The sequence below is a fragment of the Streptomyces sp. cg36 genome, assembly GCF_041080675.1.
Lineage (GTDB): Bacteria > Actinomycetota > Actinomycetes > Streptomycetales > Streptomycetaceae > Streptomyces.
Genome location: NZ_CP163520.1, coordinates 6,610,854 through 6,631,183, shown reverse-complemented (window position 1 = coordinate 6,631,183; position 20,330 = coordinate 6,610,854). Strand labels below are relative to the sequence as shown.

The 20,330-nt window shown below is 72.0% G+C and carries 19 protein-coding genes and 1 riboswitch; of the genes, 6 read left to right on the top strand and 13 right to left on the bottom strand.

The window, feature by feature from the left end:
- Positions 1–195 precede the first annotated feature (195 nt).
- The 8 genes from AB5J87_RS29570 to AB5J87_RS29535 form a co-directional block, all read right to left on the bottom strand.
- Positions 196–651, bottom strand: a complete 456-nt coding sequence (locus tag AB5J87_RS29570) for a PH domain-containing protein (protein WP_369383705.1) — start codon at positions 649–651, stop codon at positions 196–198.
- 38 nt (positions 652–689) lie between these two features.
- A complete protein-coding gene (gene hisG / locus AB5J87_RS29565) occupies positions 690–1,538 on the bottom strand; it encodes an ATP phosphoribosyltransferase (RefSeq protein ID WP_369380938.1) in 849 nt (282 codons plus the stop codon).
- Between the two features lie 60 nt (positions 1,539–1,598).
- Entirely contained in the window at positions 1,599–1,880 is a 282-nt protein-coding gene (locus tag AB5J87_RS29560) for a phosphoribosyl-ATP diphosphatase (protein ID WP_369380937.1), read from the bottom strand.
- Between the two features lie 35 nt (positions 1,881–1,915).
- Entirely contained in the window at positions 1,916–2,401 is a 486-nt protein-coding gene (gene ribH / locus AB5J87_RS29555; protein ID WP_369380935.1) for a 6,7-dimethyl-8-ribityllumazine synthase, read from the bottom strand.
- Between the two features lie 63 nt (positions 2,402–2,464).
- On the bottom strand, positions 2,465–3,754 hold the full coding sequence (locus tag AB5J87_RS29550; protein ID WP_369380933.1) for a bifunctional 3,4-dihydroxy-2-butanone-4-phosphate synthase/GTP cyclohydrolase II: 1,290 nt from the start codon (positions 3,752–3,754) through the stop codon (positions 2,465–2,467).
- The gene (locus tag AB5J87_RS29545) at positions 3,751–4,395 is read right to left on the bottom strand and encodes a nicotinamide riboside transporter PnuC (RefSeq protein ID WP_369380931.1); all 645 of its coding nucleotides are present in this window, start codon (positions 4,393–4,395) and stop codon (positions 3,751–3,753) included. The genes AB5J87_RS29550 and AB5J87_RS29545 overlap by 4 nt, the downstream gene beginning before the upstream one ends.
- Positions 4,392–5,000 carry a riboflavin synthase gene (locus tag AB5J87_RS29540; protein WP_369383704.1) on the bottom strand — a complete coding sequence of 203 codons (609 nt, stop codon included), beginning with the start codon at positions 4,998–5,000 and terminating at the stop codon, positions 4,392–4,394. Before AB5J87_RS29540 ends, AB5J87_RS29545 begins: the two co-directional genes overlap by 4 nt.
- Before the next feature lie 2 nt (positions 5,001–5,002).
- A complete protein-coding gene (locus AB5J87_RS29535; protein WP_369380930.1) occupies positions 5,003–5,167 on the bottom strand; it encodes a hypothetical protein in 165 nt (54 codons plus the stop codon).
- Positions 5,168–5,331: 164 nt separating this feature from the next.
- Positions 5,332–5,462, bottom strand: a riboswitch (FMN riboswitch).
- 254 nt (positions 5,463–5,716) lie between these two features.
- On the opposite strand from AB5J87_RS29535, the gene AB5J87_RS29530 reads away from it, so the two are divergent.
- Positions 5,717–8,122: a chitinase C-terminal domain-containing protein gene (locus AB5J87_RS29530; RefSeq protein WP_369380927.1), complete on the top strand. Its 2,406-nt coding sequence runs from the start codon at positions 5,717–5,719 to the stop codon at positions 8,120–8,122.
- A gap of 161 nt (positions 8,123–8,283) precedes the next feature.
- On the opposite strand, the gene AB5J87_RS29525 is transcribed toward AB5J87_RS29530, so the two are convergent.
- Entirely contained in the window at positions 8,284–9,447 is a 1,164-nt protein-coding gene (locus AB5J87_RS29525) for an ROK family transcriptional regulator (protein WP_369380925.1), read from the bottom strand.
- A 107-nt stretch (positions 9,448–9,554) separates the two neighbouring features.
- Here AB5J87_RS29525 and AB5J87_RS29520 point away from each other — a divergent pair, with 107 nt between their 5' ends.
- The 4 genes from AB5J87_RS29520 to AB5J87_RS29505 all read left to right on the top strand — a co-directional run bounded on the left by AB5J87_RS29520 (position 9,555) and on the right by AB5J87_RS29505 (position 14,207).
- Positions 9,555–10,814 carry an MFS transporter gene (locus tag AB5J87_RS29520; RefSeq protein ID WP_369380924.1) on the top strand — a complete coding sequence of 420 codons (1,260 nt, stop codon included), beginning with the start codon at positions 9,555–9,557 and terminating at the stop codon, positions 10,812–10,814.
- Between the two features lie 212 nt (positions 10,815–11,026).
- On the top strand, positions 11,027–12,457 hold the full coding sequence (locus tag AB5J87_RS29515) for a uracil-xanthine permease family protein (RefSeq protein ID WP_369380922.1): 1,431 nt from the start codon (positions 11,027–11,029) through the stop codon (positions 12,455–12,457).
- Positions 12,458–12,540: 83 nt separating this feature from the next.
- Positions 12,541–13,314, top strand: coding sequence for a DUF5995 family protein (locus AB5J87_RS29510; protein WP_369380920.1), 774 nt, complete (start codon positions 12,541–12,543; stop codon positions 13,312–13,314).
- Entirely contained in the window at positions 13,278–14,207 is a 930-nt protein-coding gene (locus AB5J87_RS29505) for an LLM class F420-dependent oxidoreductase (RefSeq protein WP_369380918.1), read from the top strand. Before AB5J87_RS29510 ends, AB5J87_RS29505 begins: the two co-directional genes overlap by 37 nt.
- 67 nt (positions 14,208–14,274) lie before the next feature.
- Here the strand turns inward: AB5J87_RS29505 and AB5J87_RS29500 are convergent, their stop codons facing one another.
- The 4 genes from AB5J87_RS29500 to AB5J87_RS29485 all read right to left on the bottom strand — a co-directional run bounded on the left by AB5J87_RS29500 (position 14,275) and on the right by AB5J87_RS29485 (position 18,891).
- Positions 14,275–15,969 carry a flavin monoamine oxidase family protein gene (locus tag AB5J87_RS29500; protein ID WP_369380916.1) on the bottom strand — a complete coding sequence of 565 codons (1,695 nt, stop codon included), beginning with the start codon at positions 15,967–15,969 and terminating at the stop codon, positions 14,275–14,277.
- A 59-nt stretch (positions 15,970–16,028) separates the two neighbouring features.
- Positions 16,029–16,826: a carbon-nitrogen hydrolase family protein gene (locus AB5J87_RS29495; protein ID WP_369380914.1), complete on the bottom strand. Its 798-nt coding sequence runs from the start codon at positions 16,824–16,826 to the stop codon at positions 16,029–16,031.
- Positions 16,827–17,012: 186 nt separating this feature from the next.
- Positions 17,013–17,468: an Lrp/AsnC family transcriptional regulator gene (locus AB5J87_RS29490; protein ID WP_369380912.1), complete on the bottom strand. Its 456-nt coding sequence runs from the start codon at positions 17,466–17,468 to the stop codon at positions 17,013–17,015.
- A gap of 10 nt (positions 17,469–17,478) precedes the next feature.
- Positions 17,479–18,891 (bottom strand): amino acid permease, encoded by a 1,413-nt coding sequence (locus AB5J87_RS29485; protein WP_369383703.1) that lies wholly within the window; start codon positions 18,889–18,891, stop codon positions 17,479–17,481.
- A gap of 433 nt (positions 18,892–19,324) precedes the next feature.
- Here AB5J87_RS29485 and AB5J87_RS29480 point away from each other — a divergent pair, with 433 nt between their 5' ends.
- Positions 19,325–20,308, top strand: a complete 984-nt coding sequence (locus AB5J87_RS29480) for a GDSL-type esterase/lipase family protein (protein ID WP_369380910.1) — start codon at positions 19,325–19,327, stop codon at positions 20,306–20,308.
- The last annotated feature ends 22 nt before the right edge of the window (positions 20,309–20,330 follow it).

The window sequence follows — 20,330 nt, the reverse complement described above, 5'->3', positions numbered from 1 at the left end:
TACTACCGGACGATCCGTCCATTGCTGGAGGGAGTCACTCCTCGGGTCGCTGGTGCCCCGCCGGCCGGTGGTGCGTGCCTCTTCTGCGGGGCGGGGCGTGTAGGAACGCCACCGTCCACCAGGGTAGCCATTGAGATCGTCGCCGCAATGCTTGGCCCGGTGGGGAACGGTCGGGTTCGGGGGCGGGGCGGGGCCTCAGCCGTCCTGGCGGGTGCCGTGCGACTCGGCGAGGGCGCGCAGCGCCCGGGCGTCGCGGATGGCCCGCTGCTTGGCGATGCCGGGCTGGATGCCGAGCGCGGGCAGGCTGGTGCCGTCGCTGAGGTCCAGGAAGACCCAGGGGTCGCCCGGGCGGAGGTTGACGCGCAGGATCTCCGCCCAGGCCAGGCGCCGGGTGCGGGTGAGGTTGACGACCGTGACCCCGGCGTCGTCGGCGACGACCTTGGGGCGGCTCAGCAGGGCGAGGACCGCGAGGAACATCGCCGCGGTGAACACGAAGCTGGCCCGCTCGCCCCCGCTCATGTTCTCCAGGAGCAGTGCGACGCCGCTGATCACGACGAACATCACGGCACCGACGCTCAGCAGCACGGCCCGGGTGAGGGTCGGCCGGAACGTGACCGGGAGAGCGGGGAGTTGGGGCGCGGGGGCGGACACGGGGTACGTCACTTCCGTACGGGGGTGAAAGGGGTGGGTCAGAGACGGCAGGCGTGGATGGCCGTGGTGAGGATGGCGCGGGCGCCCAGCTCGTACAGGTCGTCCATGATCCGCTGGGCCTCCTTGGCGGGGACCATGGCGCGCACGGCGACCCAGCCCTCGTTGTGGAGCGGGGAGACGGTCGGCGACTCCAGGCCCGGGGTGAGGGCGACGGCCTGCTCCAGGTGCTCGGCGCGGCAGTCGTAGTCCATCATCACGTAGCTGCGGGCGACCAGGACGCCCTGGAGGCGGCGCAGGAACTGCTGCACCTTGGGCTCCTCGACGTCCGCGCCGGTGCGGCGGATGACGACGGCCTCGGACTTCATGATCGGCTCGCTGATCACTTCGAGGCCCGCGTTGCGCAGCGAGGTGCCGGTCTCCACGACGTCCGCGATGATCTGGGCGACGCCCAGCTCGATCGCGGTCTCCACGGCGCCGTCCAGGTGCACGACGGAGGCGTCGACGCCGCTGTCCTTGAGGTGCTGGGCGACGATCCCCTCGTACGAGGTGGCGATCGTCATGCCGCCGAAGTCGCCGACGTCCTTGGCGGTGCCGGGCTTGGTGGCGTAGCGGAAGGTGGAGCGGGCGAAGCCGAGGGGCAGGATCTCCTCGGCGTCGGCGCCGGAGTCGAGCAGCAGGTCGCGGCCGGTGATGCCGATGTCCAGGCGGCCGGAGCTGACGTAGATCGCGATGTCGCGGGGGCGCAGGTAGAAGAACTCGACCTCGTTCTCGGGGTCGACCAGGACGAGTTCCTTGGACTCCTTGCGCATCTGGTAGCCGGCCTCATGGAGCATCGCCGACGCAGGTCCGGACAGTGAACCCTTGTTGGGAACGGCGATGCGCAGCATGAGGTCGGCTTCCTTACGTGAAGACGTACAGGGGGGTGAACGGGGTGGGGCGGGGTGCGCTCAGAGGTGCGCGTAGACGTCGTCGAGGGAGATCCCGCGCGCGACCATCATCACCTGGACGTGGTACAGCAGCTGCGAGATCTCCTCGGCGGCGGCGTCCTTGCTCTCGTACTCGGCGGCCATCCAGACTTCGGCGGCCTCCTCGACGACCTTCTTGCCGATGGCATGCACGCCCTTGTCCACCAGCTCGGCGGTGCGAGAGGTGGACGGGTCGCCGCCGGCGGCCTTGAGCTGGAGCTCGGCGAAGAGCTCTTCGAAACTCTTGAGGGGTTTGTTCGCCATGATGCTTCTCAGGGTAAGGGGTGGCTTCCTGCCACTCAGCGCCAGGGTTCGCTGACGGTACGCAGCGTGGCGGCGGTGGCGACGGCGGCGGTGACCGCTTCGTGGCCCTTGTCCTCGTTGGACCCTTCGAGGCCGGCCCGGTCCAGGGCCTGCTCCTCGGTGTCGCAGGTCAGCACCCCGAAGCCGATGGGTACACCGGTCTCGACGCTGACCTGGGTGAGGCCGTTGGTGACACCCTGGCACACGTAATCGAAGTGCGGCGTACCGCCCCTGATGACGACGCCGAGGGCGACGACCGCATCGTACCCGCGTCCGGCCAGGACCTTGGCGACGACCGGGAGCTCGAAGCTGCCCGGGACGCGCAGCAGGGTCGGCTCGTCGATGCCGAGCTCGTGCAGGGCGCGCAGGGCGCCGTCGACGAGTCCGTCCATGACCTTCTCGTGCCACTGCGCCGCGATCACGGCGACCCGGAGGTCTGCGCAGTTGCGTACGGACAGTTCGGGTGCGCCCTTGCCACTCACGTGCTACTCCTCGGTGATCTGTTGCTGTTGCGGGTGTCGCTGGGTGTCGTTGCCGGTCGGGTACTACTGGTTGCCGCAGGCCGACGCGGTCGCGTCCAGCCACGGCAGGTCGTGGCCCATCCGGTCGCGCTTGGTGCGCAGGTACCGCAGATTGTGCTCGCCCGCCTTGACCGGCATCGGCTCCCGGCCGGTGACCTTGAGGCCGTGGCGGACCAGGGCGTCGGTCTTCTCGGGGTTGTTGGTCATCAGCCGCAGGCTGCGGACGCCCAGGTCGTCCAGGATCTGCGCGCCCGCCGCGTAGTCGCGGGCGTCGGCGGGCAGCCCTAGCTCCAGGTTGGCGTCGAGCGTGTCGCGGCCCTGCTCCTGGAGCTCGTAGGCGCGCAGCTTGGAGAGCAGTCCGATGCCGCGGCCCTCGTGGCCGCGCAGATAGACGACGACGCCGCGGCCCGCCTCGGTGATGCGCTCCATGGACGCCTGCAGCTGGGGGCCGCAGTCGCAGCGCAGCGAGTGGAAGATGTCGCCGGTCAGGCACTCGGAGTGGACCCGCACCAGGACGTCCTCACCGTCGCCGAGCTCGCCGTGGACCAGGGCGACGTGCTCGACGCCGTCGACGGTGGAGCGGTAGCCGTAGGCGGTGAACTCGCCGAAGGAGGTGGGCAGATGGACCTCGGCCTCGCGGCGCACGGTGGGTTCGGCGGAGCGGCGGTAGGCGATCAGGTCCTCGATGGAGATGATCGTCAGGCCGTGCTTGCGGGCGAACGGGATCAGCTCGGGCAGCCGCAGCATCACGCCGTCCTCGCCCGCGATCTCCACGATGGCGCCGGCCGGGGCGAGCCCGGCGAGCCGGGCGAGGTCGACGGCGGCCTCGGTGTGGCCGTTGCGGGCCAGCACGCCGCCGGGCCTGGCGCGCAGCGGGAAGACGTGGCCGGGGCGGACGAAGTCGCCCGCCTTGGCCTGTCCGTCGGCGAGCAGGCGCAGGGTGGTGGCGCGGTCGGCGGCGGAGATGCCGGTGGAGACGCCGAACGCGGCGGTGGCGTCGACCGAGACGGTGAACGCGGTCTTCATCGACTCGGTGTTCTGGTCGACCATCTGCGGCAGCCGGAGCCGGTCGAGCGCCTCGCCCTCCATGGGGGCGCAGATCAGCCCGCGGCACTCGCTCATCATGAAGGCGACGATCTCGGGGGTGGCCTTCTCGGCGGCGACGACGAGGTCGCCCTCGTTCTCGCGGTCCTCGTCGTCGACGACCACGACCGGGCGGCCGGCCGCGATGTCGCGGATGGCCTGCTCGACGGGGTCGAGGGAGAGGTCCTCGCGGTTGTCGGTGGAGTACCAGGTGGGTGTGGTGGCGCTCATGCCGCCGCTCCTTCCAGGACGGGCTGCGCGCTCGTACGGGAGCGCAGCCACCAGTCGCGCAGGCCCCACAGGACGATTGCGCCGTAGATGACGTAGACGAAGCCGGAGAAGGCGTATCCGTTGGCGAAGTTGAGCGGCACGCCCACCGCGTCGACCAGGAGCCAGGCGAACCAGAACTCGACCATGCCGCGCGCCTGGGCGTACATGGCGACGACGGTGCCGACGAAGACGTAGGCGTCCGGCCAGGGGTCCCAGGAGAGCGTCGGGTACGCGGTGAACAGGCTCGCCACGGCCACCGTGCCGAGCGCCGCGCCGCCCGCGAGGGCCGCGCGCTCGCGCCAGGTGGCGAAGCGGATGGCGAGGGTGCCGTCCTGCGCCTGGCGCCGGCCGCCGCTCCACTGCCACCAGCCCCACGCGGCCACGGCCATCACGACGACCTGCTTGCCGGCGCTGCCGGAGAGGTGGCCGGAGGCGAAGGCCGCGAAGAGGATGACGCCGGAGAGGAACTGGGCGGGCCAGGTCCAGATGGAGCGCCGCCAGCCGAGGGCGAGGGCGAGCAGACCGGTGGTGTTGCCGACCATGTCGGACCACTTGATGTGCTGTCCGAAGGCGGTGAACGCCTCGGAGTTGAGCCAGTTCACTTGGGGTCCTCCCCGGTCCGCGCGCCGAGCAGCCGCTCGACGTACTTGGCGATCACGTCGACCTCCAGGTTGACCGGGTCGCCGGGCTGCTTGTGGCCGAGCGTGGTCAGCGCGAGGGTGGTCGGGATGAGGCTGACGGTGAAGTGGCCGCTGCCCGCCTCCACGACGGTGAGGCTGATGCCGTCGACGGTGATCGAGCCCTTCTCCACCACATAGCGGCTGAGCTCGGCGGGCAGCGAGATCTCGACGATCTCCCAGTTCTCCGAGGGCGTGCGCGCCACGACGGCGCCCGTGCCGTCCACGTGTCCCTGGACGATGTGCCCGCCCAGGCGCCCGCCCACGGCCATCGGCCGCTCCAGGTTGACCCGGGAGCCGACGCCGAGCGCGCCGAGGCTGGAGCGCCGGAGCGTCTCCTCCATGACGTCGGCGGTGAACTCGCCGTCGCCGGTCTCCACGACGGTCAGACAGACGCCGTTGACGGCGATCGAGTCGCCGTGCCGGGCGCCCTCGGTCACCACGGGGCCGCGCAGGCGGAAGCGGGAGGAGTCGCCGAGCTTCTCGACGGCGGTGACCTCACCCAGCTCTTCGACGATTCCGGTGAACACGCTCATCGCTCCTTGACGGTGGCAGGGGCGCAGACAGCGGTGAGGGCGTGTCCGAGGAGCGGGGCGGGGCTGCTGGAGCCGGATCCGCGCGGGGCGGAGCGGACGGCACGGCGCGTGGCGAGCCGGACGGCTCGGCGCACGGCGGCTGCGTCGGCTGTGGTGGCCACCGGGTCCTCCTGCCTCTTCGGGCACGGACTCCGGGGCTGTCGAGGAACGACAGAGAGCGGGAAACGGGACCGCGAGGACAGCTCACGCCAATGGCCGAAAGACACCGGTCGCCGTGGACGGCGACCAGGACAACGGCCGGCATGCCCCGCCAAGGGCCCGCCCGCCGCGCACTGCCTCCCATCCGGACTTTCACCGTCGGTCCAGGAATTCCACCTGGTCAACCGGCCACTGGATGCGGCCGGGTCGCGGACTATTACCGCCGGTTCGGAATTACACCGACCCCGGAGTGCGCTGCTGCTGGTACAGGGCCAGTGTGCCACGACTGATCGTCGGCCATACGGGCGAACGCCTGTGGCCTGAGTCACAGCCCGGACACCGCCAGTGATCACTTCCTGTTATTGGTCCATACCTATTGACGCACTGGTCTAGTCCTTTTAATCTCTGCGTCACCTCCGAGGTGAGGCCCGCCGGTGTGCGCACGCCGCGGCCACAGCACGACCGCCCGCAGTCCGTTGTGTCACACCGACCTCCCCCAGGAGGAACAGATCGTGCAGTCCCCCACTCGTACGAGAGCCACGCTGCTCGCGACCGGTGCCGCGGTCGCCGGGCTGCTGCTCTCGACCCTGTCCACCGGCGTCTCCCAGGCCGCCGACAACGAGTCCTGCCGTCCCGACGGGCTGTACAAGACGCCCGGCGTCGACGTGCCGTACTGCTCGGTGTACGACTCCGAGGGCCGCGAGAAGATGGGCCCCGACCACCAGCGCCGGGTCATCGGCTACTTCACCGGCTGGCGCACCGGCCAGGACGGGACCCCGGCCTATCTCGCCTCCGACATCCCGTGGGACAAGGTCACCCACATCAATTACGCCTTCGCGCACATCGGCTCCGACAACAAGATCTCGGTCGGCTCCGACAGCGAGAAGAACGCGGCGACCGGCATGACCTGGCCGGGCGTCGCGGGCGCCGAGATGGACCCGGCGCTCCCCTACAAGGGCCATTTCAACCTGCTGAACAAATTCAAGAAGCAGCACCCGAACGTCAAGACCCTCATTTCGGTGGGCGGCTGGGCCGAGACCGGCGGATTCTTCGGTGACGACGGCAAGCGCGTCGGCTCGGGCGGCTTCTACTCCATGGCCACCAACGCCGACGGCTCGGTGAACCAGCCGGGCATCGACACCTTCGCCGACTCGGCCGTGGCCTTCATCAAGAAGTACGGGTTCAACGGCGTCGACATCGACTACGAGTACCCCACCACGATGAAGGACGCGGGCAATCCGCTCGACTGGACCCTCTCCAACGCCCGCCGGGCGGGCCTGGTCAAGGGCTATGCCGCGCTGATGAAGTCGCTCCGGGAGAAGCTCGACCGCGCGGGGGCGGCCGACGGCAAGCACTATCTGCTCTCCGTCGCGGCGCCGTCCTCCGGCTATCTGCTGCGCGGCATGGAGACCTTCCAGGTCCAGAAGTACCTGGACTACGTCAACATCATGTCGTACGACCTGCACGGCGCGTGGAACGAGTACGTGGGCCCGAACGCCTCGCTCTTCGACGACGGCAAGGACGCGGAACTCGCCGCCGCGGGCGTCTACTCCACTTCCCAGTACGGCGGGATCGGCTATCTGAACGCGGACTGGGCGTACCACTACTTCCGCGGTTCGATGCCCGCCGGACGCATCAACATGGGCCTGCCGTACTACACGCGCGGCTTCAAGAACGTGACCGGCGGGACGGACGGGCTGTGGGGCAAGGCCGCCACGACCACCTGTCCGGCCGGGTCGGGGCTGACCAAGTGCGGTGACGGCGCGACCGGCATCGACAACCTCTGGCACGACCTCGACGACAACGGCAAGGAGGCCCCGGCGGGCTCCAACCCGATGTGGCACGCCAAGAACCTGGAGAAGGGCGTCGTCGGCGACTACGTCACCAAGTACGGCTTCCCCGCCGACACCAAGCTGACCGGCACCTACGCGCGCAAGTACAGCTCGACGCTGGTCGCGCCCTGGCTGTGGAACGACCAGAAGAAGGTGTTCCTCTCCACCGAGGACGAGCAGTCGGTGAACGCCAAGGCCGACTACGTGGTCAACAACGGCATCGGCGGCACGATGGTGTGGGAGCTCGCGGGCGACTACGGCTACAACGCCGCCAAGGGGCAGTACGAGCCCGGCTCGACGCTGACGTCCGCGATGTACGACAAGTTCAAGTCGGCCTCCCCGTACGGCGCCAAGCGCTCCACCGTCACGCTGCCGACGCAGGCGCTGGACATCGGTGTGGACTTCGGGCAGTTCCCGCTCGGCGACTCCAACTACCCGATCAGCCCCAAGGTGACGATCACCAACAACACCAAGGCGACGCTGCCGGGCGGCACGGAGTTCCAGTTCGACTACGGGACCTCGGCCCCGGCCAACGCCAAGGACCAGTCCGGCTTCGGCACCACGATCGTGCGCAGCGACCACAGCGGCAGCAACGCGGGCGGTCTGAAGGGCGACTACAACCGGGTCTCGCTGAAGCTCCCGGCCTGGCAGACGCTGGCGCCCGGTGCCTCGGTGACGCTGGACTTCGTCTACTACCTGCCGGTGTCGACGCCGTCCAACTGGACGGTGACGTTCGGCGGCCAGACGTACGCGCTGGCCGGTGACCTCACCCGCGGCGCGACCGTGGTCGAGCCCGGCACGGGCACCAGCACCGGCGGAACCACGGGCGGCGGCACTGGTGGGACCACCGGTGGCTCGACCGGCGGCAGCACCGGCGGGACGACGGGCGGCACCACGGGCGGGTCGACCGGTGGCACCACCGGCGGCACCTGCTCCGCGCCCGCCTGGTCGGCCACGGCCGAGTACGGCGGCGGCACCACCGTCTCCAACAAGGCGCACAACTGGAAGTCCAAGTGGTGGACGAAGGGCGAGGAGCCCGGCTCCACCGGCGAGTGGGGGGTGTGGCAGGACCTCGGCGCCTGCTGACCCCCGGCCCCGACCCCCGGCGGCGCGACCGGCCCTTGCCGCCGCCGGGTCCCGCCGCATCGGGCCCGCACCCCGGCCGGAACTCCCGGCCGGGGTGCGGTGGTCGGGGCACGCGGCGCCCCAGGACGTGGGGCGGGTGCCCAGGGCGCGGGGGCAGGTACTCAGGGCGCGGGCGGGCCGAAGAGGTCGTCCTGGGCCGCGTCCCGCGCCGCCAGCAGGGCGCCGCGCAGCACCGCCCGGTCGCCCAGCCCGGTCGCCCGCACCTCGGTGCCGAGGGGGCTCAGCGCGGCGAGCCGCCGCCGCACCCGCTCGGCCAGCACCTCTCCGCCCGCGTGGCCGAGTTCGCCGCCGAGCACGACCAGGCCCGGGTCGAGGACCGAGACCACGGCCGCCGCGCCAATCGCGAGCCGCTCGGCCAGCTCCTCCAGGAACGGCCCCTCCGCGTCCCGGACCAGGGCCTCGGCGCCGCCCGTCAGACCGTGCCGGGCCGCCAGCCGGACGATCGCCCCGGCGCCCGCGAGGGAGTGGAACCCGCCGTCGCAGCCGGTCGCCGAGGGCAGCCCGGACGTGCCGGGGACCGGCAGGAAGCCGATCTCGCCGGCGCCCCCGGAGACCCCCCGGCGCAGCCTGCCGTCCAGGAAGACGGCCGCGCCCACGCCCCGGCCCAGCCAGAACAGCACGAAGTCGTCCCGGCCGCGCGCGGCCCCGAGCCGGTGTTCCGCCATCGCGGCCAGATTGACCTCGTTCTCGACGAGGACCCCGGCCGAGAGCCGCCCGCTGAGGGCCGCGACCAGCTCCCGGTGCCAGGCGGGCAGGCCCGTGGTCTCGCGCAGTTCGCCGGAGACCGGGTCGATCAGGCCGGGCGCGCCCACGCCGACGCTGTGCAGCCGGGCGGCGCCCGCCTCCCGCGCGGCGCGCTCGACCAGCGCCACCGCCCGCTCCACGGCGGGCCCGGTACCCGCCTCCGCCCCGATGGGGAGCGCCGCCTCGGCCAGCGGATTGCCGAGGAGATCGGCGACCAGGACGGCGACGCTGTCGGTGCGCACGTCCAGGGCGGCGAGATGGGCCCGGTCCGCGACGATCCCGTACAGCCGGGCGTTGGGGCCGCGCCGCTCGGCGCCGGACTCCCCCACCACCTCGACCAGGCCCGAGCCCTGGAGCCGTTCGACCAGGTCGGCGACGGTGGGCCGGGACAGGCCGGTGAGCTTCTTGAGCTGACCCGCCGTCAGCGGCCCCTCGTCCTGCAGCAGGCGCAGGGCCAGCCGGTCGTTGATGGCCCGGGCGGTGCTGGGTGAGGCGGGGGCGGCGGAGGTCGGTGCGGGCATGGCGGGAATCCTTCCAGATCCCGGGAATCCCCTTGCCGCCGGGATCATTTATCAGGCAGGCTTCCTGATAGTTTCACACCGGGGACGGCAAGGGGAGGACTCGCCACATGGGTCGGGACAGGGCTGCGGACAGGGCTGGGGACGAGGACGGCACCCGGGAGGCGGCACCGTGCGCGGCCCGGCTGCGCCGCGCACGGATCGCGATAGCCGCCGTGTTCTGCGTGCACGGCGCGGTCACCGGCAACTTCGCCACCCGGGTCCCCTGGATCCAGGAGCACGCCGGGGTCTCCACCGGCCAGCTCGGCCTGGCGCTCGCGTTCCCCGCGATCGGCTCGTCGCTGCTGATGCCGCTCTCCGGCGCCGTCACCCACCGGTTCGGGGCGCGCCGGGCGCTGCGCGGCATGCTCGCCCTGTGGACCCTGGGCCTCGCGCTCCCGGCGCTGGCGCCCAACATGTACACGCTGTGCGCGGCGCTGTTCCTGTACGGGGCGACCTCGGGCCTGTCGGACGTGGCGATGAACGCGCTGGGCGTGGAGACCGAGAACCGGCTGGGCCGCTCCATCATGTCGGGGCTGCACGGCATGTGGAGCGCGGGCGCGGTGGCCGGTTCGGCGGCCGGGACCCTGGCCGCGCACCTGGGGGCCGACGCGCGCCTGCACCACCTGCTGGCGGCGGCCGTGCTGACCGCGCTCGGCGCGTACGTCTGCGGCGGCGTCCTGGACCTGCGCAGCGCGCCCGGCGAGGCCGCCCCGCCGCGCTTCGCGCTGCCGCCCAGGAGCGCGCTGGTGATCGGACTGGTCGCGTTCTGCGCGGTGTTCGCCGAGGGCGCGAGCCTGGACTGGTCGGCGGTCTACCTGCGGGACTCCCTGGACACCTCGGCGGGCCTCGCCGCCGCCACGACCACCGCCTTCACCCTCACCATGGCGGTGACCCGGATCGCGGGCGACAAGGTGGTGGACCGGTTCGGCGCGGTACGGACGGTGCGCTGGGGCGGCGCGCTGGCCGCGACGGGCGGCACCCTGGTCGTCCTGGCGCCCCGGCCGGCCGTCGCGATGGCCGGGTTCGCCCTCATCGGCCTCGGGGTGGCGGTCGTGGTGCCGCTGGCCTTCGCGGCGGCGGCGCGCAGCGGGCCGCGCCCGAGCCAGGCCATCGCGGGCGTCGCCACCATCACGTACACCTCGGGCCTGATCGCGCCCTCGGCCATCGGCGGGATCGCCGGTCTGACCTCGCTGGTGGTGTCGTTCGGCCTGGTCACGCTGCTGACGCTGGGGCTGGTGGCGGGCGCGGGCGTGCTGCGCCCGGGCGGCGCGGCGCGGGCCGGGGCCACGGGGGCGGCGCCGGCCGAGTCCTCCGGCGCCACCCGGTGACCCCCATGGCGGCACCTCCCCCGATCCGTAAATCAGGTATCTGAACCATGTTCACCAACAGGTCCGTCGGGCCGTAGAGCCAGCAGCTCCGGGTGACAATGTCCCGCGCGGGATTCACGGATGAGACCTCGGATCGTGAGCCCCACTACCATTGCGCTGATTCTTCTCAGCACGGAACTCCTTCTCAGCACGGAACGAACTGGAGCGAACTCATGGGCCTCGGCGTGCGCTGGACCCTGCACGGCGACGGGCGGACCCCCGCACCCGGCGCCGTCGTACGTCCGGACGAGCGGCTCTCCTGGCCCCGGACGATCGGCCTCGGCGCCCAGCACGTGGTGGCCATGTTCGGCGCCTCGTTCGTGGCGCCGGTCCTCATGGGCCTCGACCCCAACCTCGCGATCATGATGTCCGGCGTGGCCACGGCCATCTTCCTGCTGGCCACCAAGGGCCGGGTGCCCAGCTACCTCGGCTGCTCGCTCTCCTTCGTCGGAGTCGCCGCCACGATCCGGGCCACCGGCGGCAGCAGCGCCACCGTCACCGGCGCGGTCCTGGTCGTCGGGGCCGTGCTCTTCGCGGCCGGTCTCGCGGTGCGCCGGTTCGGCGCCCGGATCATCCACGCGGCGATGCCGCCCGTCGTGACCGGCGCCGTGGTGATGCTGATCGGCTTCAACCTGGCCCCGGTCACCGCCTCCACCTACTGGCCCCAGGACCAGTGGACCGCCCTGCTGGTGATGCTCTTCACCGGGCTCGCCGTGGTCTGTCTGCGCGGCTTCTGGTCCCGGGTGGCGATCTTCCTCGGCCTGCTCTTCGGCTACGGCGTCTCCTGGCTCTTCGACCGCGTCTTCGGCAAGATCAACTCCGTCGCGGGCGCGGGCGAGGCCACCGACCACTGGCGACTGGACCTCTCCGGCGTCGGCAGGGCCGACTGGATCGGGCTGCCCTCCTTCCACGCCCCGCACTTCGAGTGGTCCGCCATCCTGGTCGCGCTCCCCGTGGTGATCGCCCTGATCGCCGAGAACGCCGGACACGTCAAGGCCGTCGGCGAGATGACCGGAGACGACCTCGACGACCAGCTCGGCACGGCGATCGCCGCCGACGGCGCCGCCTCCGTGCTGTCCACCGCCGTCGGCGGCCCGCCCAACACCACGTACTCCGAGAACATCGGCGTCATGGCGGCCACCCGCGTCTACTCGACCGCCGCCTACTGGGCCGCCGCCGGATTCGCGCTGCTCTTCGGCGTCTGCCCCAAGTTCGGCGCGGTCGTCGCGGCGATCCCCGGCGGCGTCCTCGGCGGCATCACCGTCATCCTGTACGGCATGATCGGTCTGCTGGGCGCCCAGATCTGGATCAACGCCAAGGTGGACCTGCGCAATCCGCTGAACCTGGTCCCCGCCGCCGCGGGCATCATCATCGGCATCGGCGGCGTCTCGCTGAAGTTCACCGACGACTTCCGGCTCAGCGGGATCGCGCTCGGCACCATCGTCGTCATCACCGGCTACCACGTGCTGCGCGCCCTGGCCCCGGCCCACCTCAAGGAGCAGGAGCCCCTCCTGGACGAGGGCACCTCCTCGTACGGCACGGAGGGCGCCGCGCGGGCGGCCGACGGCGGCGAGCCGGGCGGCCGTTCCCCCTCCTCCCGCTGAACCCACCCGCCCCGGTTCACCCGTTCCGGGGAAGCCCCGGCCCGGCGCCGCCCCGCGCGGCGCCGGGCTGGGACGCTGCCCCCATGGCGCGGACCGAGCAGTGGGCAGGGGGGACACGGGCCGCCGGGGCGGCCGTGGACACCGTGGTGGCGCGGATGCGGGGGCTGCGCGCGAGCCTGCCGCCCGGCGACGGCGTGGCCGTCTTCAACGGGGTCTACCTCGCGGTCACCGAGGAGATCGGCCGGTCGCTGGGCCGGGGCGCGTTCACCGACGTACGGGCGGCGGCCACCCTGGACGTGCTGTTCGCCCGGCGCTATCTGCGGGCGGTCGACGAGGCCGCGGCCGGGGGACGCCCGCCCGCGTGCTGGCGTCCGCTGTTCCAGTACCGCCGCCACCCGGGGGTGCGCCCGCTCCAGTTCGCGCTGTGCGGGGTGAACGCCCACATCGGGCACGACCTGCCGCTCGCCGTGGTCGACAGCTGCGGGGCGCTGGGCTGTGAACCGGCCGATCTGGAGGACGACTTCGACGTCGTCGGGGACACGCTGGTGGCCCTGGAGGAGCGGGTGCGCGAGGAGCTGATGCCGGGTCCGGACCTGCTGGAGGTCGCGGACCCGCTCACGCATCTGCTGGCGTCCTGGAGCCTGGAGCGGGCGCGCGAGGCCGCCTGGTCCTCCGCGCGACTCCTGTGGCGGCTGCGGGAACTTCCGGAGCTGTCCCGGGAGTTCAGTGAACGGATGGACGCGGGGGTCGGCCTGGTCGGCCGGTGCCTGCTGACGCCGTACGCGCTTCCCCCGGCACCCTCGGCCCTAGGAGTTCCCTCATGGCGATCCGGCTCGGACTCGGTCTCCCGCAGATGAAGCAGTACGACATCGGCCGGGACATCCCGGCGGTGGCCCGCGCGGCGGAGGAGACGGGCTACGAGAGCCTGTGGGTCTTCGAGCGGGTGATCTTCCCGACCCCGGCGACCCAGGGGCTGTACGGGATACCGGGCCTGCCCTGGCCCGACGGCTACCGTTCGGTGGCCGACCCGCTGGTGTCGCTCACCCTCGCGGCGGGCGCCACCGAGCGGGCCCGGCTGGGCACCAGCGTGCTGGTGGCGCCGCTGCACGTGCCGTTCCAGCTGGCCCGCTCGCTCGCCACGCTGGACGCGGCCAGCGGCGGCCGGGTGCTGGCGGGCATCGGCACGGGCTGGTCCCACGACGAGTACGCGGCGGCGGCCGTGGCCCCCTTCGAGCGGCGCGGCAAGGTGCTCGACGAGACGCTCGACGTGTTCGCCGCGGTCTGGGGCCCGGATCCGGTGGCGTACGAGGGCGAGTTCACCACGATCGCCCCCAGCGAGGTCGGGCCGAAGCCCGCGCGGCCGATCCCGGTCTACCTGGCGGCCTCCGGCCCGCGGGCGACCCGCCGGGTGGTGGACCGGGCCGACGGCTGGATGCCGGTCGCGCAGGGCGCGGACCAGCTCGCCCAGGCGTGGAGCGGGCTTCGGGAGCTGGCCGCCGAGCGCGGCCGGGAGCGCCCCCTGGAGGTGTGCGTCCGGATCAACGCCCGCCGTACGCCGAAGCCCTACGAGGGCGACGACCGGCAGCCGTTCACCGGCAGCTCGGCGCAGATCGTGGCCGACCTGGCGGCCCACGCGCACGAGGGCATCGGCGAGTTCCTCCTCGACCTCCAGGGCTCGGCCCGGGACGCGGAGGAGCTCAAGGACATCGCGGCCGAGGTGTACCAACTGGCGCGCGCGGCCGGGCTGTAGACGCGGACGGGGGGCCGGGGCGGCTGCCTCCGGCCCCCGGGCCCCGCGTTCGCTTCCGGCCGGGACCTCAGTCCTCCGGCAGCTCGACCGGCTTGATCTCCTCGTACAGATCGCCCGGACCGGGGTTGGTGGCGTCGGTGGCGCCGCCGAGGTGGTGCATGACGCCCCACACCGCGTTCAGCGCGGTCTGCACGGCGCCCTCGGCCCAGCCCGCCGTCCAGGAGATGTCGTCGCCCGCGAGGAAGATGCCCCGCTTGTCCTCGGGCAGCGTGTCCTGCATGAAGTGGGTGAACAGGCGTCGCTGGTAGCGGTAGTGGCCCGGCAGGTTCGCCTTGAACGCGCCCATGAAGTAGGGCTCGTTCTCCCACGACACGGTCACCGGGTTGCCGATGATGTGCTTGCGGATGTCGACCTTCGGATAGATCTCGCCGAGCGACTTGAGCATGACCTCCAGGCGCTCGGTCGCCGACAGCGGGAGCCACTTCAGGCTGTCGTCGCACCACGTGTAGGAGAGGCAGATGACGGCGGGCCGGTCCGGCCCGTTGTCCAGGAGGTAGGTGCCGCGCGTCATGCGGTCGGTGAGCGTCATCGACATGACGTCCCGGCCGGTGTCCTCGTCCTTGTCCAGCCAGAACGGCCGGTCCACCGGCACGAACAGCTTCGAGGACTCCATGTAGTGGGTGCGCTCGATCGCCGTCCAGTGGTCGATCGGGAAGAGCGAGTCGTCGCAGGCGATCTTGGAGAGCAGCATCCAGGACTGCGCGGTGAAGATCGCCGCGCGGAAGGTGCGGATGTCGCCGGAGGCGTCGGTCACGGTGATCCGGTTGCCCGCGGTGCGGGTCAGCCGGGTCACGGCCGGGCGCGGCGCGCCCTCGTGGAGCGAGGAGAGCGAGGTGCCCTGCGCCCAGTGGACGATCTTCTCGGGCTCGCGCTCCCACAGGCGCAGCGGCAGCTGCTGGGAGCCGCCGACGATGCCGCGGTGGTGGTCGTCGGCCTCGGTGTAGACGACCCGCAGGATCTCCAGGATCGAGTTGGGGAAGTCGGTGTCCCAGCCGCCGGTGCCGAAGCCGACCTGGCCGAAGATCTCGCGGTGCCGGAAGGACTTGAACGCCTGCGAGTCGCAGAGGAAGCCGTAGAAGGTCTGGTTGTCGAGCTTCTCGACGAGCTTGGCCCAGATCTCGCGGATGCGCGGGACGTCGCGCTCGCGCATGGCCTGGTTCATGTCGGAGAAGTCCGCGCCCTCGTCGAGGCAGGCGTTCCAGGCGGCGGCCACGTCGCGGTAGACCTGCGGCAGGTCGGCGATGGTCTCCGCGTAGTGCGTCTCGCCCTTGAGGTCGACGACGGTGGAGGGGGTCGCCTCGGCCAGCGGGTTCGGGAACGGCTCGGTGACCAGGCCGACGAGGTCGATGTAGTGCTGGAGGGCGGTGGAGGACGGCGGGAAGCGCATGGCGCCCATCTCCGCGGTCAGCCCCTCGGTCCCGGCGCCCTCGAAGCCGACGGTGCGCAGCCGTCCGCCGATCTGGTCGGCCTCGTACACGACGGGCTTGAGGCCCATCTTCATCAGCTCGTACGCGGAGATGATCCCGGACAGCCCGCCGCCGATGACGGCGACCTCGGTGCCGTGCTCGGTCGCGGGTATCTGGCCGAGCCCGGCCGGGTGGGCCAGGAAGTCGTCGTACGCGTAGGGGAAGTCCGGACCGAACATGGTGATCGGCGGCTGGCCGTCGGTGTGCGGGACGGCGGTGGGCACCGTGGACGTCATGGGGTACGGACTCCTTGCGCTGTGACGAGGGGGGTTGGGGGCGGCCGGAAGGGTCCGGGTCAGACGAGGGAGGTGTAGAGGCCGGGGCGGCGGTCGCGCAGATACGGGTTGGCCTCGCGGGAGGCGGCCAGCAGCTCGGGGTCGGCGTCGCCGACCACCAGCTCGGGCTCCCGCCCGGCGCGGGCGCGGGCGGTGCCGTCGGGCCCCGCCAGACAGCTGAGGCCGACGAACTCGAACTCGCCCTCGGGCCCGGTCCGGTTGACGTACGCGATGTACATCTGGTTCTCGAAGGCGCGCACCGGCACCACGGACTGGGCGACGAACTCAGCGGGGTGCATCAGCGCCGTCGGCACCAGGAGGAGGTCGGTGCCGGCCAGCGCGTGCGCCCGGACGTTCTCGGGGAACTCCACGTCGTAGCAGATCACGATCCCGAGCCGGAGCCCGTTCAGCTCCGCCTGGACGACCGGCTGGTCGCCGGGGGTGAACCACTGCTGCTCGAAGCAGCCGAAGAGGTGGGTCTTGCGGTGGTTCGCCAGGGCGGCGCCGTCGGGGCCGATGAGCTGGGCGGAGTTGTGCACCGACGCGCCGTCGCGCTCCGGGTAGCCGTAGAGGACGGCGAGCCCGTGGCGTACGGCGATCTCGGCGACGGACCGCGCGGCGGGGCCGTCGGCGGCCTCGGCGAGGCGCGGCACCTCGTCGCCGATGGCGTAGCCGGTGAGGAACATCTCGGAGGTGACCAGCAGGTCCGCCCCGGTCGCCGCGGCGCGGCCGGCCGCCTCGTCCAGCACCTTCAGGTTCGCGGCCACGTCGCCGGGAGAGCCGGAGCTCTGGAGCAGGGCGGTGCGCAGCGGCGGCATGGCAGACCTCGGGGGCGAAAGTGGTTGAAGGGGTCACCTAGACGGTACGTTCCGCCGTTCGGCCCCGACAAGGCGCGACTGTTGCGCGCCGGAGGATGATTCGTTGCGCGTGGGGCGCCCTCGGCGGCGATTCGTTGCGTGATCTTGATGCGACCCGTACGCCTCTTGCGCCACAGCCGCGAGGCGTCAGGCGGGCGAGCCCGAGGAGAAGCGCCTGAGCAGGGGCGAGAGCACCAGGACGGACTTGGTGCGCTCCACGTAGGGCTCCCCCGCGATCCGCTCCAGGACGCGCTCGAAGTGGCGCATGTCGGAGGCGAAGACCTGGACGATCGCGTCCGCCTCACCGGTGACGGTGGAGGCGGACGCGACCTCGGGGTACCGCTCCAGGCCGCGCTTGATGGCGTCGGGCGAGGTGTTGCGGCGGCAGTAGATCTCGATGAAGCCCTCGGTCTCCCAGCCGAGCGCCGCGGGGTCCACCCGGACGGTGAATCCGGTGATGGCCCCCTCGGCGCGCAGCCGGTCCACGCGCCGCTTCACGGCGGGCGCGGACAGGCCGATCAGCGAGCCGATGTCGGCGTAGGAGCGGCGGGCGTCTTCAGCGAGCGCGTGGACGATGCGCTCGTCGAGGTCATTGAGTCGCACTGCGGGTGGATCACTTCTCTGCGGATACGGTGTCCGAGGCCGTGGCCAGTCGGGAGCGGCGGATGCCGTATCCGAAGTAGATCACGAGACCGGCGGCCATCCAGTATCCGAAGTACTCCCATGTGATGCCGGAGAGGTTCCACATGAGGTAGGCGCAGGTGAGGAAGCCGAGGATCGGGATGATCCACCCGAACGGCACCCGGAAGGTGCGCGGCATGTCGGGGCGCGTCCTGCGCAGGACCACGACGGCGACGTTGACCAGCGCGAAGGCGAAGAGCGTGCCGATGCTGGTGGCGTCCGCGAGGTTGCCGAGGGGCACGGCCGCGGCGAGCACGCCGCAGAACAGCGAGACGACGAGCGTGTTGGCGACCGGGGTGCCGCTGCGCGGGCTGACCTTGGCGAACACCTTGGGGACCAGACCGTCGCGGGACATCGCGAAGAGGATGCGGGTCTGCCCGTACAGCACGGTCAGGACGACGCTGGCGATGGCGATCACGGCGCAGGCCGCGAGCAGCGTGGCCCAGAACGAGTGGCCGGTGACGTCCTTCATGATTCCGGCGAGCGCCGCCTCGGAACCCTCGAACTCCTTCCAGGGCCGGGCGCCGACCGCGACGAAGGCGACCAGGACGTACAGCGCGGTGACGATGACCAGCGAGAGCATGATCGCGCGCGGCAGGTCCTTCTTGGGGTTCTTCGCCTCTTCACCGGCCGTGGAGGCCGCGTCGAAGCCGATGTAGGAGAAGAACAGCGTGGAGGCGGCGCCGCTGATGCCGGCCCGGCCGAGCGGCATGAAGTCGGAGTAGTTGCCCGACTTGAAGCCCATGAAGCCGATCACGCAGAAGAGCACCAGGGCGGCGATCTTCACACCGACCATGATCGTGTTGGCGCGCGCCGACTCACGGGCGCCGCCGAGCAGCAGGCCCATCGCGAGGACGACGACGATCAGGGCCGGCAGGTTGAATATCCCGCCGTCGCCGGGGGGCGCGGAGAGCGCGTCGGGGATGGTGACGCCGATCGTGCCGTCCAGGAACTCGTTGAGGTACTGCCCCCAGCCGACGGCCACCGCCGCCACCGAGACGCCGTACTCCAGGATCAGGCACCAGCCGCAGATCCAGGCGACGAGTTCGCCGAGCGTTGCGTAAGCGTACGAGTACGAGGAGCCCGCGACGGGGATGGAGCCCGCGAGCTCGGCGTAGGACAGGGCGGAGAAGAGCGCCGTGAGTCCGGCGAGCACGAAGGAGATCGTGACGGCGGGCCCGGCCTTGGGGACGGCCTCCCCCAGAACGACGAAGATGCCGGTGCCGAGCGTCGCGCCGATGCTGATCATCGTGAGCTGCCACATGCCGAGGGTGCGGCGCAGAGTGCCGCCCTCGCCCTTGCCACCCTCGGCGACCAGGAGTTCTACCGGCTTGCGCCGCAACAGCGGATTGCTGGGCCGCCGCGCCCCCGTGGCCGGTTCCGCTGCGGTGGGGGGCGCTGTGCCGTGGTCCAACACTTCAGTGGGCTCCTTGTCGCTGCCTTCGGACGTCGGCGACCGCGACGGTCCGGCCCTTCCCGCACGAAGGGGCAATCCGGGCATGACGGAGCACACCGTGGCCGGTACCGCCGAGCAGGCGGTCGCCGCCACTCCACGTATGGCGAGAAGAGTAAAGGCTTCCGCTTCCCGCTCGTAATGCAGCAACCTTGCGCATCCCCGATCGATCATTGCGCACAAGGCCGACGGATGGGTGTTTGTTGCGCATCAGCGTTCGATCCGTGCGTCAACGGTGTGATCGGGCCGTCCGCCGCGGGGTAGGAGTGAGCTCCCCGACACCCCTGCCCCGAGGTGCGCGGACCCTTCCCGATCGGAGGCGTCGATGACGTGGCTGGACCCGGAGCCGTTCCTGCGCGGAGTGGCGTGGCGCGACGCGAAGGGGCGGCCCCTGCGCGCCGACCCGGACGATCTCGCGCGGCTGCCCTGGGACACGGCTCAGCGGGCCGCGCTGCCGATCGGGGTGCGGCTGGAGTTCACCGCTGACGGGGCGTCGGCCGTGGAGATCCGCTACCGGGCCGAGCTGCCCGCGCCCACCGGAGACCTGCGCGCGCTGGCCCACACCTTCGCGCTCTGGGCGGACGGCCGCCGCGTCCGCGAGACGGCGGTGACCCCGGCCGACGAGGCGGTCGCGGTGCTCGAACTCCCGCCGGGCGGCGGCCCGTTCACGGTCCATCCGCCGCAGGAGTGCGCACCGGTGGTCCTCGGGCTGCGCGCGCGGGGCGGCACGCTCGCACCCGCCCCGCGCGGGCCGCGCTGGCTGGTCCACGGCGACTCGATCACCGAGGGCTGGTGGTCGACCCGCCCCGCCCACGCCTGGCCCGCGGTGGCCGGGCGGGCGCTCGGCCTGGAGACCGTCAACCTCGGCTACGCGGGGGCCGCGCGCGGCGAACTCGCCACCGCCCAGCAGCTGGCGTCGCTGCCCGCCGACGTGCTGACCCTGGCCTTCGGCACCAACTGCTGGTCGGGCGTGCCGAGTTCGCCCGAGCTGCTGTACGAGACGACGCGCGCGTTCCTGGCCCTGGTGCGCCGGGGCCATCCGCGCACCCCGCTGCTCCTGCTCTCCCCGCTGCGCCACCCGGCCGCCGAGCACACCCCGAACGCCCTGGGCGCCACGCTGGGCGCCCTGCGCGCCGCCATGGAGTCGGCGGCCCGGGACCGCGCCGCGGACGGCGACAGCCGCCTCCACGTGCTTCCTGGACGCGACCTCCTGACGGCGGCCGACCTGGCGGACGGTCTGCATCCGAACGACGACGGCCACCGGAAGATCGCCGGGGCGGTGGCGCGGGCACTGCGGGCCCAGCTGTGACGACGGGCCCCCGCGCTGTGCG